The sequence below is a fragment of the Crossiella sp. S99.2 genome, assembly GCF_023094165.1.
Lineage (GTDB): Bacteria > Actinomycetota > Actinomycetes > Mycobacteriales > Pseudonocardiaceae > Crossiella.
In genome coordinates this window covers 228,999-242,686 of the sequence record NZ_JALMDK010000006.1, presented here as the reverse complement: position 1 = coordinate 242,686, position 13,688 = coordinate 228,999, and the positions used below count along the sequence as shown (strand labels likewise).

The following is a 13,688-nucleotide window of genomic DNA, read 5'->3' as shown; positions in this document are numbered from 1 at the left end:
CTGGCGGACCGCGGGGTGTTGCCGACCTGCTCGGCAACACCCCATCCCTCCAAGTGCGCCGTGCCTTGACCGCAGGACAACGCCGTGCGTCGTGCGCTGGTGAATGCGTTCCGGCGTCGAGCCTGCCGGACGCTGCAGCCACGACCGTCGCTGGACGCTGGATCTGAGCTCGGTGTCGCCGTACGTTCGCCGCCCGCCGACTGCGACCTCGTTCACGCCGCATGGGCCGCGTGGCCTGATCCTCTGACGCCTCGGGGCCAACCTGGTAGACGTGCAGGCTGAGACTGCACCGATCCTCGCCTGCGCGACCCCTGCAGCTGACCGCCATGCGTGTTGGCAACCAGAGGCGAGCAGAACTCAGGCCGCGGGGCGGCAGCGTCGCGTCACCACCGGGCACCTGCTGCTGGCACGGGCGTGGTGTAAAGAGTGCCGTCTGCGGTGTCCAGCTCGGCGAGCTGTTGCCCGGTGAGTACCGAGATCACCAGCTCGCGCACCGCCTCGGCGTAGTTCGGCGCCTCTCGCCCTACGCCGGTCAGCACGGCGTTGATGCGGCGGCCGTTAGTGGGTTGCGCCGTACCGTCCACGTCATCACCTTGCGCCGAACAGGGAGCACAGGGGAGCGGCACGACCACGAGCACCACGCAGGCTGTTCTTGGCCGAGCCAGACACTGCGAAAGGACCAGTGCGACATGACCACTGTCCACATCCGTGCCGCACGCCCGCAGCGACCCGTGCCGTTGCTGCCCACCCGCATCGCCCGTTCGGCCTGGCTGGACGAACGGCGGCGCGGCATCGGCGGCTCCGACGCCCTGGCCGTGATGGGCCTGCACCACTCCGTGAGCGCTTACGAGGTCTGGGCCGACAAGCTGAACCTGTTGCCGCCCAAAGCCGAAACCGCGCCGATGGTCTGGGGACGACTGCTTGAGCCGGTCATCGCCAGCTACTTTGCCGCCGCCCGGAACATCCGTATCCGCCGCGCCGGCCTGTTCGCCCACCCCGAACACAACTGGATGCGTTACACCCCCGACCGGCTCACCGGCGATGGTGGCATCCTGGAAGTCAAGACCACCTCGGTCTTCAACACCGAGGACTGGGCACACGGGGCCATCCCCGAGGCCGCCGAAGCCCAGGCCCGCCACGGCATGGCGGTACTGGACCGCGACCACGCCTGGATCATCGCCCTGATCGGCGGCCAGCGTCCCGTCATCCGCCGCATCACTCGCGACAGGGACCTCGAAGCCAACCTGATCGCCATCGAGCACTCCTTCTGGCACCAGCACGTCCTGACCCGACACCCACCCCACCCGGACGGTTCATCCTCCTGCGCCCACACGCTCTACGAGCTCTACCGCGACGTCCAGACCGGTCTCAACGTTGAGCTGAACGACCACGACCTGGGAGTGCTCGATGAGCTTTCCGCCCTCAAGGAACAGGCCAAGGGGCTGCGGATGTCCATCGCCGAGTTGGAGAACTGGATCAAGCACCGGCTTGAGCATGCCGAGACCGGCACCCATCGCGGTCGCCCTGTCGTGACATGGCGGGAGTGTCACCGCGCCGAATACACCGTGGCGGCCACCCGCTACCGGCAGCTACGCGTCCTGCAACGGGAGAAGTGAGATGAGCAAACCAACCCAGGCACTCGGCGACAAAATTGCCCAGGTCGCCGCCGAGTTGCCCGCCGCACCCGCAACACAGGAGGCCAAGGCGCGGACACGCCATGTAGCGCAATGGCTGGAGGACAAGGCCGAGCTGTTCGCCTTGGCCTCCAGCGAAGACTTCGCCCGCCACCTCATCCGTGACGCCATCACCAGCCTGCGCGCCACCCGCAATCTGGCCAAGGCCGAGCCGTACTCAGTACTCGGCGCGGTGATGACCTGCGCCCAGCTACGCCTGCGGCCGCTCAACGGCCGCGCCTGGATCCTGCCATTCTGGGACTCCACCGCCGGAGTGCACCGCGCCACCGTCATCGTCGGCTACCGCGGCCTCATCGACCTGGCCTTCCGCTCCGGGTTCGTCCGCACCATCTGCGCCCGCGCCGTGCACGAGGGCGAGACCTTCGACATCGACTACGGCACCGGCGCCGTCGTGCACAAGCCGGTCCATCGCGGCCGCCCCGGCCCCGCCTACGGCTACTACGCCACAGTTGAGTACGTCACCGGCGGCCGCTACCCGCTGTTCATGACCAGGGAACAGGTCGAGGACCACCGCGACCGGCATGCCCGCGCCCGCGACGAGAACAACCAGCCGATCGGACCGTGGCGCACAGACTTCGACGCCATGGCCCGCAAGACCCCGCTGCGCCTGCTACTCGGGGACGTTCCGGCTGAACCCACCAGCCAGCCGCTGGCTACCGCCTTGGCCGTCGACGGCCGACTTCGCGTCGACCTCACCCCGGAAGCCGACCCCGCCGCCGTCTCCCACCGCGCAGACGGCATCACTATCGAGGACGCTGGCTGACACAGGTCCAACCAGATTGGTCCGAGCGCGTTACCTACCGCCGCTCCAGCACACGCGGAGGTCCAACATGCTCGGCGACACCATGATCACCCTGATCGGCGAACTCGTAGCCGACCCCGAACTCCGAAAAACCAGCACAGGAACCCCGGTCTGCAACTTCACCGTCACCTCGCCCCGCCGCAGGTACGACCGAGACGCTGGCTGTTGGCAAGCTGCCCTCCCGCTCATCCTGCGCTGCACGATCTGGCGCGGACAGGCGGAGAACTTCGTCGCCTCCCTGCGGGAGGGTGACCGCCTGATCGTGCACGGACGTCTCCGTCCCCGCACCTTCACTACCAGCGATGGCGCCAGCCGAACCGCCCTGGAACTCGAGATCGCCGAGTGCGGGCCCTCGTTGCTGCACTCCACGGCGGTCCCCGCACCCAGCCACGTCCACGACGAGCAGGACATCGACGTTGACGACGACACACAGGGACACCGGTGAGAGCTGATGCGACACCGCGCTGACGATCTTCGACCTCTCCACCAGGACGGCGGCATCCCACGCTCCACACTGGACGAATCTGCGGGTTCTTGCCTGCCGGCTGAATGGTGGCGCGCGTTCGCTCAGATCGAACTGGACGAGGACCAAGTGCGCCACCTCGTACTTGCTCTCGCTGACCGCTACGGGATAGCCCTGTCCCACTGGACCCGCCACGACATCCAGACCCGGCTCCGCACCGAGCGCGTCCTCACCACGGAGGAATGGGATCGTGTGATCCACACCGACGCGTGGGGGATGCTGCCGGTGCTCGCCGAGGACGCCGTCGCGGATAGCGGCCAGCTTCACCTGGCAATCCGCCAGGCTGGCCTCGAATGCCACAACTGTGGCCTCGCCCTGCCTGCAACCAGTTCCGTTGCGGACACGTGGTCTCTGTGCCACACCTGCCGTGCGGGCACCACCGCACAAGACATCCTGCACACGAGCTGCGTAGGCCACATCGACGGTGAACACCAGCGCCGTGACGGCCACTGCCACCGATGCGGTGTCCCCATGCCCTTACCGAACGTTGAAGAGGGGTCCGAATGAGCTTCCGACCAGAGACCAAATGGTGGGTGCAGTGCGACGGCCTCCAGCACCATGGTTCGTGCACCGAACGTCTCGGCTGGCACAACGAGGACGACTTCGAGATCCGCATCGTGTTGAACGAGCCGGGGCTGACCCCGCTCCAGCTCCACTGGCTCAACGCCGCAGGCTGGATGGTCCTGCCCGATGGTCGGCACCAGTGCCCCAATCATGTGGCCCTGGCAGAGCAAATGGTGCGTGCGGCTCTGGCCAGCCCGCCCTCCGCTGACGAGCCACCGCACTGACCGCACAGGGGAGCGGACGCGACCTCTCCTCACTCCAGAGTTCTTGGCGGACAACGAAGCCCGTCTGTCCGTTGTGGACTCCAAGGAGTAGCAATGATCACCGACGTCACCATCGTCCAGCTGCAACCCACCGAGCTGCTGCAACACCCTGCCAACCGCGCCGTCACCGATGAGCGCCTGGCCGAACTCCAGGCCAGCATGAGCACCGATCTCAAGCTCCTACAACCGCCCGTGGTCGTGCCCACCGAGGACGGCGGCCACCGCATCATCGTCGGGCAGAGCAGGGTGAAGGCCGCCGAGGCGCTGGGCTGGCCAACCCTGCCCTGCATCCTCCGCGAGGACCTCACCGACGCCAAGGCGCTGCTCGCGCTGTGGGAGGACAACGAGACCCACGCGCACTTCACCACCGCCGAACGCGCCGCCATCGACGCCGAACTCGCCCTGTTCCCCGAGTTCGACACCCCCACCAAACTGGCAAGAGCCACCAGGCGCAAGACCCACCACGTTGAAGGCTCCCTGGCGGTGCACCGGCTCGGCCCCGCCGCGGCCCACGCCATCGACACACAGCAACTCACCCTTGATGACGCCGTAGAACTCAGCGAACTCAACGAATCCGACCCGGACACTGCGCAAGTCATCCTCGCCAGTGGCAGAAGCCAGCAGATCCGCTACATGCTGGCCAAGGTCCACCGCAAGAGAAACCGGGCACGGTTGCTTGAGGAGGCCCACCGGAAGCTCAGCGCCGAGGGCGTCGCTGTCGTTCCCGCGCCCCGCGGATTCCCTCACAGCAGCGAGGCGGCGCCGCTGGACAACCTGCGCACCGCCGACGGCGAGGAGATCGACGCCGAGTTGGTCCGGACCCAGGAAGGTTTCGGTGCCGTGGTCGACTTCGTCCATCCGATCACCTCCGCGCGCATAACCTACGTATGTCTGCACCCCGAGGCCATGGGGTTCACCCGAGCCACCGGCTCGTACCGCACACCGGAACAACTCCAGGCCATTGAGGAGGAACGCGCTTACCTAAACGAGCAACGCGAACAGCTGGAGACCGCCGCCGAGGTCCGCGCCAAATGGCTGGTCCGCAACCTCTCTACCCAGACCAAAGCCGCAGCCTGGCTCGACGACACCCTGCGCATCCTCGCAACCCACCTGGTTGACCTAGAGGGCTCTGACCTGGCCGACCGCCTATGCGGGGCCCCTCCCGCTGTCGGCACCGCCTCAGCCCGCAAAGCCGCACACCGAGTGATCGCTCTGACCGTGGCCGCCCTGCACCAGACCGCCAGCCAGCCGGAGTCCAGGGACGATGCCGCGATCATCGACACCTTCTACCGGCTGCTCTGGTCTCACGGTTACGTCCTTACCGAGGCCGAGGACGAACACCACCAACGCTGCCACCATCTGCTCAGCCCTCGCCCAGCCAGCGGACCCGGAGCAAACCCAGCGGACGGAACCGAACCCGCCGAAGAACACCTCGCCTGACTATCACCGGGCCCGCCCAGGCCGCCACGTTGTCACCAGGACGGGCGGGCCCGGCCTCGGCGACGTCCCCGTCGGTCAAACCATTACGCAGCCATGGCCATGGCTGCATTCGTAGCCGCAGCGGGTTGGCCGGGGTGAAGGCGAACGTGGACCCGATCTTCGACATCGAAGGCCCGCCACGCCGGCCGAGAAGGTCTGCTGCAACAGGCCAACCGTCGCTCTGACCGAGCGTGACTGTCCTGCCGCTGCGCCCTGACCATCAACCTCGGCACGTGGCGAATGGCAGGCTCTGCCTACCGCTCAGGGGAAGCTGGCTCGTCCTTACCGGACCCACCTCTGGGAACGACCTTCGCGGCAACGTGCTGGTGGCAGAGGTCGACGTACAACTGTACGGCAGCTAGCAGTTCTCCAGCCCGGTCCACATCGGCGCCGGTGATGGTGGTTGTCACAGCGGGACGAAAGCGGCACTGCGCGACTGCGGTGGAGATCACCAGTGTCGGAACCTCATTGACCACCTCGACGTCGACGGCTGTATCCGCCGTCAGCGGGAAGGTGAAGATGCCAGCGGGTTCAAAGTCGTGAGGCATGGCGGTTCAGTCTCCTTGGAAGCGGCGGCAGGTGGATCGGGTGAGGTCGCGGACACGGAAGCTCCGGCTGCCCTTGGTTCGAGGTAGGGAGGTCGGGGCGGTCCAGTGTGCTGAACTCACCGCGGTGGCTACCGGCCCCGGACCAGCGCGGTACGTCCGACCCTCTACCTGGACACACTGTGGGTGAAACTGACCGAGGCCGTCTCGGAGGCCACCGCCACCGCGACGGAGCACTGTGCTTGTGAGAGTCCTTCCAGCATTACGCCGCCACCGCTGGCCACGTAGATGGGCGAAATGGGCTTTGTTGATCACGTGATCTCCCTGGTAGGCAAGGGCGCGGCGCGGATGGAGTCGGAGCGGGAGCTGGTGTCCTGTGGACGGGCGGTGATGGTCTCGGCCGGCTAGGAAGTGGCCTGGCGCGGCCGAGTCGGGGTCTGCCAGCAGTCGCTCTCTGCGGACAGAGCCGGTGCCTGGGCGGCCCGTTCCGCAACGGCCTGCTGGCTCCGGCCGCGGCCATACGCCGGGGTATCCGGGGACGTGGCGTGTTCAATACCAGCGACTGCGGCCCAGGCCGACAGTTCCTCGGGGGATGCCCAGAGTGGGGGGAACGGATCGGGGTGGTGGCGGAGTGCCTCGGCGCGTTGAGCTTCGCTGTACTGGGAGAGATCCAGGCGGAGGAGGTCGCGGATTGTCCACCGCGCCCGGCCGGTCTGCGCGGCGATCTTCGTGATACTCATGCCGTACCGGTCGCGCTGGTTCTGCGCCTCGATGGCTGCGGCGATCCTCTCGAGGTCAGTGAAGCGGGACGCGAACCGGCGGCGGTGCGGCACTCCCGCTTGCTTGAGCAGCCTGTACAACTCGTTGCAGGCGATGCCGCATTCGTCGAAGATTTTTCGTACTGGCGCGCCTGCGACGTAAAGCCTGATGGCGGCCGCGGCGTTGGGACTATCAGGTTGATCGCCTTGAAGAGACCGTGACACGCTAGGCGCCGAGCGTGCGGGGTCGGGCGCAGGAGTGCACATCGGCGCGGCTGTCGAGGCGCCACGCGAAGTGTCGCCGCTGGGCACATTGTTAGAGGTGGATGACACGATCACTTCGCCTTCCGTGGTGCGTTCATGTTCGCTAGCAACGACAATCAGGATTACGAGTCCTCTGTGGACCGTTGTGGGATCAACTCTCTGGCCGGGCCGGACGCGCTGGCCTGGTTGGCGGAGGTTGCGGGCCGACACAGGGAACTTCCTGCGTGGCCCGCCCGACAGGATGAGCAGGCCACAGAACCGGGCACCGGCCACATCCACTAGGGAGATCCCGTGGGGGCGATCACCGAGTCGCCGGTCTGCCGATGCCGACTCCACCGTGGACTGCGCGGAGGATGCGGGTGGCGGTGCACATGCGGGAGTACACGCGGTCGGCGGCGAGGCACAGGCCGGCACTGTCCAGACCGAGAACACGGTGTGGCGCACCGTGGCGCTGCCCCACCGCGGGCGGCTCAACCACCGGCCTGCTGCCGCTGGCAGGCAGTTCGTGGCCGAGGTCCAGGCGCTCACGGTGATGCGTCCGGTGTGGACGGAGCGCCGCCAGTGCTGCCGGTTGCATAGCTGGCCTGGAGGTCGGCCAGTGTTGCCCGGATCGGATCGGTTTCGGCTGGGACGCTGCGTTCACAGACGTGCAGAGCGTGCACCAGGTGGCTGTGGGCGGCTTGGACATCCCCGGCTTCCAGGGCCAGGTTGGCGAGCCACCAGTAGGCCATGGTCAGCTCTCGCGAGGGGCCGGCGGCCTGCAACGCGATGACCGCCGCCGCCAGGTACGCGCGGGCCTGCTCGGGCTGGCCCAGGAGCTGACAGGCGCGGCCGCGGGTCAACTCGGCCCGTCCTCGGTTGTGCAGATCCAGGGGGCGTGCAGCCAGCATCAGGTCACGGGCCCGGCCAGCTCGCACAGCGGCGTCGCCGAACTGCTCGGTGGCAAGGTCGATTTCAGCCAAGTCGAGCAGGACCAGTGCCAGGGTCCAGCCGTCCTCACCGTTGACCAGGTGCGGCATTTGCTGCGCCTGGACTAGTCGCTGGCGGGCGCGGGCGAGGTCGCCGGAATCCCTGTCGATGCGGGCGAGCAGCCGGATCGCGGAGACGAGCTTGGGAACATCCCCCCTCTCCTGCGCCAATGTCTCCGCCGCGGCGGCGCACTCGATTGCCTCGGTGTGCTGACCGTGGCGTTGGAGGCTGTATCCGAGGCGGACCAGCGCGCTGATCTCCCCGGCGGGTTCGTGTAGTTCCCGGGCCGCGCGCAGTTCGGCCTCGCTGATCTCCACCCCGGCAGAGCCGTCCTTGAGACGCAACCCGAAGGAGCGCAACGCCCTGGACATCACCCAGACCGTGCTCCACATCCCGGCGGCCTGGGCCTGGCGCAGTACGGCCAACAGGATCTCGCGGTGCTCGTGCAACCACTCCAGGGCGCATCTGGGGCCGAGCAGAAGGGCGGGAAGCACGGGCTCGGGGGCAGGCCCATCCGGCCACGGTGGAAGTTCGCTCGCCCGGTACAGCGTGGCGCAGCTACGGCGGGCAGCGGCGGCAAACCAGGTCACCTCCGCCGTTGTCGCCTCGGCGATTCGGGTCTCCTCCAGCTCGGCGCCGGCGCGCTCCGCCGCGTCGGCGTGCACCTGGGGCGAGGTGAAGGCATAGGCCGGGCTGTCAGCTCCGGCTGGGTGTTCCGCGAGCAGCATCGCGGTGAGCAGCGGCTCCAGACGCCCGGCGACCTCATCGGCCGGGCAGCACAGGAGCGCGGCCACCAGCCCGGTGTGCAGTGGCACCGGGGAGGCCAGGCCGAGGGTGGCGTAGTCCGCGTGGGCGAGCGCGGGCAGGCTGGTGACGCTCTGGTGCAGGGTCTCGGCTACGGGAAGTCCTTGTCTGGCACGGTTTTCGCCGGTGACGGCTGGAGAGGTGACCGCCGTGGTGGGTGTGGCGCCCAGGTGAGCGCGGGCGGCGGAGAGGATCAGCGCGAGCGGGTTGCCGCGGCAGCTGGTGAGGGCGTGGAGATCGGCGGCGCTCGGCGTTGTGGGCGCGGGGGAACCCGCGCGGCAGCTGACCGCGATGTAGAGCGCCTGGCTGGCCTCGAGGTCCAGGGGTGGAAGGCCCACATGGCCTGTGCAGGTCGCGAACCACTGCGGGGTGATGGTTCGGGTGGTGACCAGCACGACGCTGCCAGGGCCGACCGGGATCAGCGGGGTGAGACAGCGAGGATCGGGTGCGTGGTCGAGCAGGACGGCGATTCCTCCGGCGGCGGTCATCGTCCGGTATAGCCCGATCACCTCGGCCGGGTTGGTGGGTATCGCGGTGGCGGCTACGCCCAGCGCCCGGGTGAAGGCAGCTGCCTTGGCCACCGGGTCGGTTCCGCACCCGTGGATCGGGGCCAGGTCGGCGTAGAGCAGGCCGCGCGGGAACCGGTCCGCGCGGGTGTGCAGGAAGTACCGGGCCAGGGAACTGGTGCCGATCCCGGGCTCCCCGGAGAGCACGATCACCGGGGTTCCGGTTCCGGGCGCGTCCAGCACCGCGTTGAGGTGGGCCAGTTCGCGGCGGCGGTTGACGAACTCCGTGGTGGGCGGGATCTGGCGCGGGACGGGCCAGGGCGCAACGGGCTGGCCGTACAGGTGCACGTCGCCGAGGATGGTCCCGGCCTGCACGCACGGACCCGTGGTGGCGCCCAGGTTGTTGGCCACGGCCGCGGCGCCAGAGGGCGGCGGCTCCGGAGGGTGGGCGGCGGTCATGCCGGCCTCCGGGTGGCCATCAGTTCCCGCCCCGTTGCGCGATCAGGTTGCCCATGACCATCTCAGCCACCGTCACCGCGCGCTGGCACAGCTCGACCGGGGTCAGCAAAACCGGGTGGGTGTCATGGGAGTACTGGATTCCCAGCCGTTGCCCGTCGGCCACACTGACGTCGATGAAGCAGCCACGACCGTCGGCTCGCCGCCGGTTCTGCACCGCGGGGAATCTGGCCACGATGATCTGCTTTACCTCGAGGTTGGTCTCGCCTGGCCGCAGCCAGACATCGGCGCCTTCCTGCGGTACCGGGGTTACCTGGTACGCGTAGCGCGGCAGTTTCAGCGACCGGGAGAACCCGCAGCCCCGGTTCTTGTAGCGGTCACCCGCCTCGGCGGGTCTGATGTAGTCCAGGCCGAGTGCATCTTGCTGCGCGGCGGTGAGCAGCGCACACACCTGTTCCCTGGTGACCCCGTCCACGCGGATCTCCCGCGGCCGGTGGGCGAGCAGTGCGCGGGCTTGGCTGCGGCCGGTGTCCTCATCGACCCCGGCCGCGGACCCGGATACCGAGACCGTGCATCCGGCCACCAGCACCAGCGCCGCGACCAGACTCAGGGCACGGAGGGGCGCTCGGGGCGAGCCGGTGCGCACGGGGACACCGCTACGGCGGCAGGAGCGAACCCTGGCGGGGCACCCGCCGGTGTTGGAGTCCCTACGCCGCAACGCAATCACCGAGGAGAACACGTGTGGCCGGAGTGGACGTGGCTGGTTGTCGGGGGCGGTCATGGCGTTGCCGTGTTCTCGGCGCAGCCCGAAGTGCCGGGGAGCGCGTAGAGGATGGGGCCGTCGGGGGTGTGGTGCACCAGCATTCCGGCGGCGGCCGGGTTGTCGGAGACAGCGCCGAGCATCACCGGCCGGGTGGCGGCGCTGACGATCTGGTCATCGCGCGCGATGTGGGGCCCGGTGGCGGCTGTCGGCACGGCGTCGGGGATGGGCCACCATCGCCGCAGGCTGCGGATCCACAGTCGGCGTTCCCACCGGATCAGCAAGCCCGAGCGGGGGCCGCCGGAGGCCAGGTAGTCCTTCAATTCGATCTCGCGTTGGGCGATGGCGGTGGCGTGGTCGCAGTCGGCGTGGCGCAGGGCCCCCGCCGCGCGCAGAGTGGCGGCCAGGCTCACGGCGGTGCAGATCAACCCGGTCGCCTGAGCCGCCTTGCGGATGCGCGAGCCGGGTCCGGATGGGGCTCGGCCTGTCGGCGCGGTCCATGGCCGGAGCAGGGCGGTGCCGATCAGGGTGAGGGTCAGGATTGCCTGGTGGCGGCGCAGGCGTACCCGTGTGCGGGTCACCTGCAGCACGGTCGTGTACGGGTTCATCCAGGGCACGGGCCGCGCTGTGGGTGGGGCGTCGGCGGCGGGGCGGATGGTGGGTGGTTCCGGCAGGGGAATCCGGGCGGTACGGGTGTGGGTCATGGTGATCCTTCTCGGCGGTGACGGGCTGGTCCGCGGAGCGGGCGGCGATGAGCAGCGGGTGGGCGCCACCGCCACAGGACGGCGATATCGCGGGTGGCCTGCACAGCTGCAGGCCAGGTGAAGCACAGCGCGGCGACCGTGGCTGTCACGGCCAGCAGCGCGGTGGGCCAGAACCAGCCCCGCACCAGCAGCCCGCCCCAGGCCAGGGCCGAGGGCGCGGCCACGACCAGGGCCAGCCAGCCGGGTCGCCGCCTGAACCGGCGCAGAGCCAGAGCACACACGACGGCTCCGATCAGCACGGCTTCCCCGGTCAGTACCCAGGCCCGGACGGGAAGCTGGTGCAGCAGAAGCCAGACATTCCACACCAGCCCGACACCGGCGGTGGCGGTCAGCGCGAACGGCAGAAACGCGCACCAGGTCTTGGCTATCAGGACGTGGTAGGCGCGGCGCACGTGACCCCGGGCGATGGTCTCGGCGTGGCGCTGCCACCGTGCTCCCGATGCCGGTTCCGGGTGGGGGGTCACCGTGCGCACCCTGACGAGGCGGATCCCAGGGTGAGGTGGAGGCTGCGGACGAAATCGTCGTACTGGAGCAGACACCGCCGCGCTGATTCCTTGGCCACGGCCACAGGTCTTCCGCCGCGGGTCAGCATCGCCGCGGAGTTCAACACCGGGTGGTGCCAGAGCACCGCCGCGATGTCCGGGTCACGGCGGTGCAGGGGGTAGGTGAAGTGCAGGGTGTGGCGGCGCATCGTGGCGCCGTGGGTGAGCGCTTGCCCCAGCGGAACGCCCTCCCTCAACGACTGCTGCACGTCTGGGGGCAGGGCGGAGGTCAGCACCCAGGAGGACAGCTCGGCCAGCACCACACGCTGCCCGAACACCTCGGTCACCAGGACACCCGTCCGACACTGGAGCACGGTCCCCTTGCGGACTTCCAGGCTCGCGGCCAGGGCGGTCTTGGCTTTGACCGGTCTGCTGGTCTCCAGCTCGAACCGCACGCCCAGAGCGAATCGGAGCCAGGCGCGAACGAACGCGATGAACTGATCATGGTCGCGCAGGCGCTGGGCGAACTGCTCGACCAGGGCGTCTAGATCCTCGATGGTCACGGGCGCTCCTGCTGGTGAGCCGCCTCGCCGACCTCGACGCACTGGCGCAGGTGCTGCGCCAGTGCGGGATCGCCTGCGGTCTCACATGCCTGGATCGCCTCCGGCAGCAGCTCGCGGGCGATGTCGGGGGCATGCGCGGAGTAGGCGGTGAGGAGTTCGGCGTAGGCATCGGCGAGTTGGCGGGGCGAGCCGCTGTGGCGCAGCGTGTCCACCGCCGACTGGGCGGTGTCGGCTGCGGTCTCGCGACCGAGCAGGCGCTGGCAGCGTGCGGACTGGACCTGTGCCAGGGCGACGCCGAGGGTGTCGCCCTGTTCTTCCCGCAGGTGAATCACCAGGCGCAGTTCCTGGGCGGCGGGATCGTGCTGGCCGAGGGCGGCCAGGACGTCTGCGCGCGCGGCACGGCAAGCCGTGATGGTTTGGATGCACCAGGATCGCTCGGCCAGCCCGAAGGCCTGGGTGCAGCTCATGAGGGCGGCGGCCAGATCGCCGGTGGCCTGCTGGACTCGGGCCAGAGCCAGATGCGCTCGTGCCTGGGCCGCCCGCTGGGGGAGGCGGTCGAAGGGGGCGGGCCTCTCGGCGAGCAACTCGACCGCGTGGCTCGCCTGCTGCTGGGCTTGTTCAGTCCGGCCCAAGGCCAGGTGCGCGTGCGCCGCGCCGCCGGCGAACTCCGCGCACCGCTGGCGGTGCCCGCGTTCCAGGGCCCGCACGCCCTGGGCACAGACGTCGGCCTGAACCTGGTGGTGGCCCAGGTGAGCGGCCAGATGCCAGGTGGCCTCGGCCAGCTCGGCAGCTAGGTCGTGCATGCCGTGCAGCAGCGCGACCTCGATCAGGTAAGTCAGGCGGTCCTCGTTGGCGGTGTACCAGGCCGAGGCCCCCGCGGGAGTGTCGTACCCGACGCAGGTCTGGGCGTAGCGGGCCGACTGCCGGGGGTGGGAGGGGTGGAGGGTCTGGTCGGCCCAGATCGCGTGATCCAGGTAGTCGGTGACGGCCCAGTCCAGCTCCTGCACCGGTTGCGATGACCATGTGGAGCGTGCCGTGCGGTACACCTCGAAGCGGACGAGCCTGATCTGCGCGGCCTCTTCTGCGCCGATGTGGTGAGCGTGGGGGCGGAATCGTGCCGGGCCGGGGTGCCGGGCGAACTCGGCGGCCTCCAGCTCGGTCAGCACCAGCAGCGCGGTTTCCACCGAGCGGTCCGGAAGGTTGTCGGCCAGTTCTCCAAGACTGATCTCCACCGGTTGTCCCGGCGGCGGATCTGCGGTGACGGTGATGATGGCCAAGGTCTGACTGGCCAGGCAGGTGAGGTGGTCATCGCTCATCGGCAGTCCCGTTCAGCGTGGTGGTGGTGGTGGTGGGCTGGGAGGTACTGGCGCGACAGCTCGTGCTGGGCAGCCGGCGCGCCCCGTCGGGGTGCTGGTGTGCCGCTGCGGTATCCGCCCCACTGCGCCCGGCCAGGCCGGGGGCTCTGGCCTGCGATCCGCCTCCAGCCGGTGCG

Annotated in this window: 15 protein-coding genes; 7 read left to right on the top strand and 8 right to left on the bottom strand. The window is 69.1% G+C overall.

The genetic code is table 11. The features are described 5' to 3' along the window. Positions 1–383: 383 nt before the first annotated feature. The gene (locus MZC64_RS24205; protein WP_247759578.1) at positions 384–584 is read right to left on the bottom strand and encodes a hypothetical protein; all 201 of its coding nucleotides are present in this window, start codon (positions 582–584) and stop codon (positions 384–386) included. A 147-nt stretch (positions 585–731) separates the two neighbouring features. Between MZC64_RS24205 and MZC64_RS24200 the strand changes: the two genes are divergently transcribed. From MZC64_RS24200 to MZC64_RS24175, 6 genes are all read left to right on the top strand, one after another. After that, complete coding sequence (locus MZC64_RS24200; protein WP_247759579.1) at positions 732–1,616, top strand: lambda-exonuclease family protein; 885 nt, start codon at positions 732–734, stop codon at positions 1,614–1,616. Position 1,617: 1 nt separating this feature from the next. Continuing rightward, positions 1,618–2,457 (top strand): recombinase RecT, encoded by an 840-nt coding sequence (locus MZC64_RS24195; protein WP_247759580.1) that lies wholly within the window; start codon positions 1,618–1,620, stop codon positions 2,455–2,457. 67 nt (positions 2,458–2,524) lie between these two features. Next, positions 2,525–2,941: a single-stranded DNA-binding protein gene (gene ssb, locus MZC64_RS24190; RefSeq protein ID WP_247759581.1), complete on the top strand. Its 417-nt coding sequence runs from the start codon at positions 2,525–2,527 to the stop codon at positions 2,939–2,941. A 6-nt stretch (positions 2,942–2,947) separates the two neighbouring features. Continuing rightward, positions 2,948–3,526, top strand: coding sequence for a hypothetical protein (locus tag MZC64_RS24185; RefSeq protein ID WP_247759582.1), 579 nt, complete (start codon positions 2,948–2,950; stop codon positions 3,524–3,526). Continuing rightward, on the top strand, positions 3,523–3,807 hold the full coding sequence (locus MZC64_RS24180; protein ID WP_247759583.1) for a hypothetical protein: 285 nt from the start codon (positions 3,523–3,525) through the stop codon (positions 3,805–3,807). The genes MZC64_RS24185 and MZC64_RS24180 overlap by 4 nt, the downstream gene beginning before the upstream one ends. A 93-nt stretch (positions 3,808–3,900) precedes the next feature. Then, positions 3,901–5,286, top strand: a complete 1,386-nt coding sequence (locus MZC64_RS24175) for a ParB N-terminal domain-containing protein (protein WP_247759584.1) — start codon at positions 3,901–3,903, stop codon at positions 5,284–5,286. A 293-nt stretch (positions 5,287–5,579) separates the two neighbouring features. Here MZC64_RS24175 and MZC64_RS24170 read toward each other — a convergent pair whose 3' ends face one another. Continuing rightward, a complete protein-coding gene (locus MZC64_RS24170; RefSeq protein WP_247759585.1) occupies positions 5,580–5,873 on the bottom strand; it encodes a hypothetical protein in 294 nt (97 codons plus the stop codon). 620 nt (positions 5,874–6,493) lie between these two features. On the opposite strand from MZC64_RS24170, the gene MZC64_RS24165 reads away from it, so the two are divergent. After that, complete coding sequence (locus tag MZC64_RS24165; RefSeq protein ID WP_247797743.1) at positions 6,494–6,850, top strand: hypothetical protein; 357 nt, start codon at positions 6,494–6,496, stop codon at positions 6,848–6,850. 566 nt (positions 6,851–7,416) lie between these two features. On the opposite strand, the gene MZC64_RS24160 is transcribed toward MZC64_RS24165, so the two are convergent. The 6 genes from MZC64_RS24160 to MZC64_RS24135 all read right to left on the bottom strand — a co-directional run bounded on the left by MZC64_RS24160 (position 7,417) and on the right by MZC64_RS24135 (position 13,512). Beyond that, complete coding sequence (locus tag MZC64_RS24160) at positions 7,417–9,630, bottom strand: ATP-binding protein (RefSeq protein ID WP_247759587.1); 2,214 nt, start codon at positions 9,628–9,630, stop codon at positions 7,417–7,419. Positions 9,631–9,649: 19 nt separating this feature from the next. Beyond that, positions 9,650–10,273, bottom strand: a complete 624-nt coding sequence (locus MZC64_RS24155; protein ID WP_247759588.1) for a DUF3558 domain-containing protein — start codon at positions 10,271–10,273, stop codon at positions 9,650–9,652. Between the two features lie 131 nt (positions 10,274–10,404). Further along, the gene (locus MZC64_RS24150; RefSeq protein ID WP_247759589.1) at positions 10,405–11,091 is read right to left on the bottom strand and encodes a hypothetical protein; all 687 of its coding nucleotides are present in this window, start codon (positions 11,089–11,091) and stop codon (positions 10,405–10,407) included. Then, positions 11,088–11,615, bottom strand: coding sequence for a hypothetical protein (locus MZC64_RS24145; RefSeq protein ID WP_247759590.1), 528 nt, complete (start codon positions 11,613–11,615; stop codon positions 11,088–11,090). Before MZC64_RS24145 ends, MZC64_RS24150 begins: the two co-directional genes overlap by 4 nt. Continuing rightward, the gene (locus MZC64_RS24140) at positions 11,612–12,196 is read right to left on the bottom strand and encodes a hypothetical protein (RefSeq protein WP_247759591.1); all 585 of its coding nucleotides are present in this window, start codon (positions 12,194–12,196) and stop codon (positions 11,612–11,614) included. Before MZC64_RS24140 ends, MZC64_RS24145 begins: the two co-directional genes overlap by 4 nt. Continuing rightward, positions 12,193–13,512, bottom strand: a complete 1,320-nt coding sequence (locus tag MZC64_RS24135) for a hypothetical protein (RefSeq protein ID WP_247759592.1) — start codon at positions 13,510–13,512, stop codon at positions 12,193–12,195. The genes MZC64_RS24140 and MZC64_RS24135 overlap by 4 nt, the downstream gene beginning before the upstream one ends. Positions 13,513–13,688: the final 176 nt, after the last annotated feature.

Bases quoted from the DNA above. Each gene is read 5' to 3' on its own strand.
- MZC64_RS24160 (WP_247759587.1), bottom strand. From the start codon at position 9,630: ATGACCGCCGCCCACCCTCCGGAGCCGCCGCCCTCTGGCGCCGCGGCC.
- MZC64_RS24135 (WP_247759592.1), bottom strand. From the start codon at position 13,512: ATGAGCGATGACCACCTCACCTGCCTGGCCAGTCAGACCTTGGCCATC.
- MZC64_RS24150 (WP_247759589.1), bottom strand. From the start codon at position 11,091: ATGACCCACACCCGTACCGCCCGGATTCCCCTGCCGGAACCACCCACC.
- MZC64_RS24185 (WP_247759582.1), top strand. From the start codon at position 2,948: ATGCGACACCGCGCTGACGATCTTCGACCTCTCCACCAGGACGGCGGC.
- MZC64_RS24195 (WP_247759580.1), top strand. From the start codon at position 1,618: ATGAGCAAACCAACCCAGGCACTCGGCGACAAAATTGCCCAGGTCGCC.
- ssb (WP_247759581.1), top strand. From the start codon at position 2,525: ATGCTCGGCGACACCATGATCACCCTGATCGGCGAACTCGTAGCCGAC.
- MZC64_RS24180 (WP_247759583.1), top strand. From the start codon at position 3,523: ATGAGCTTCCGACCAGAGACCAAATGGTGGGTGCAGTGCGACGGCCTC.
- MZC64_RS24175 (WP_247759584.1), top strand. From the start codon at position 3,901: ATGATCACCGACGTCACCATCGTCCAGCTGCAACCCACCGAGCTGCTG.
- MZC64_RS24170 (WP_247759585.1), bottom strand. From the start codon at position 5,873: ATGCCTCACGACTTTGAACCCGCTGGCATCTTCACCTTCCCGCTGACG.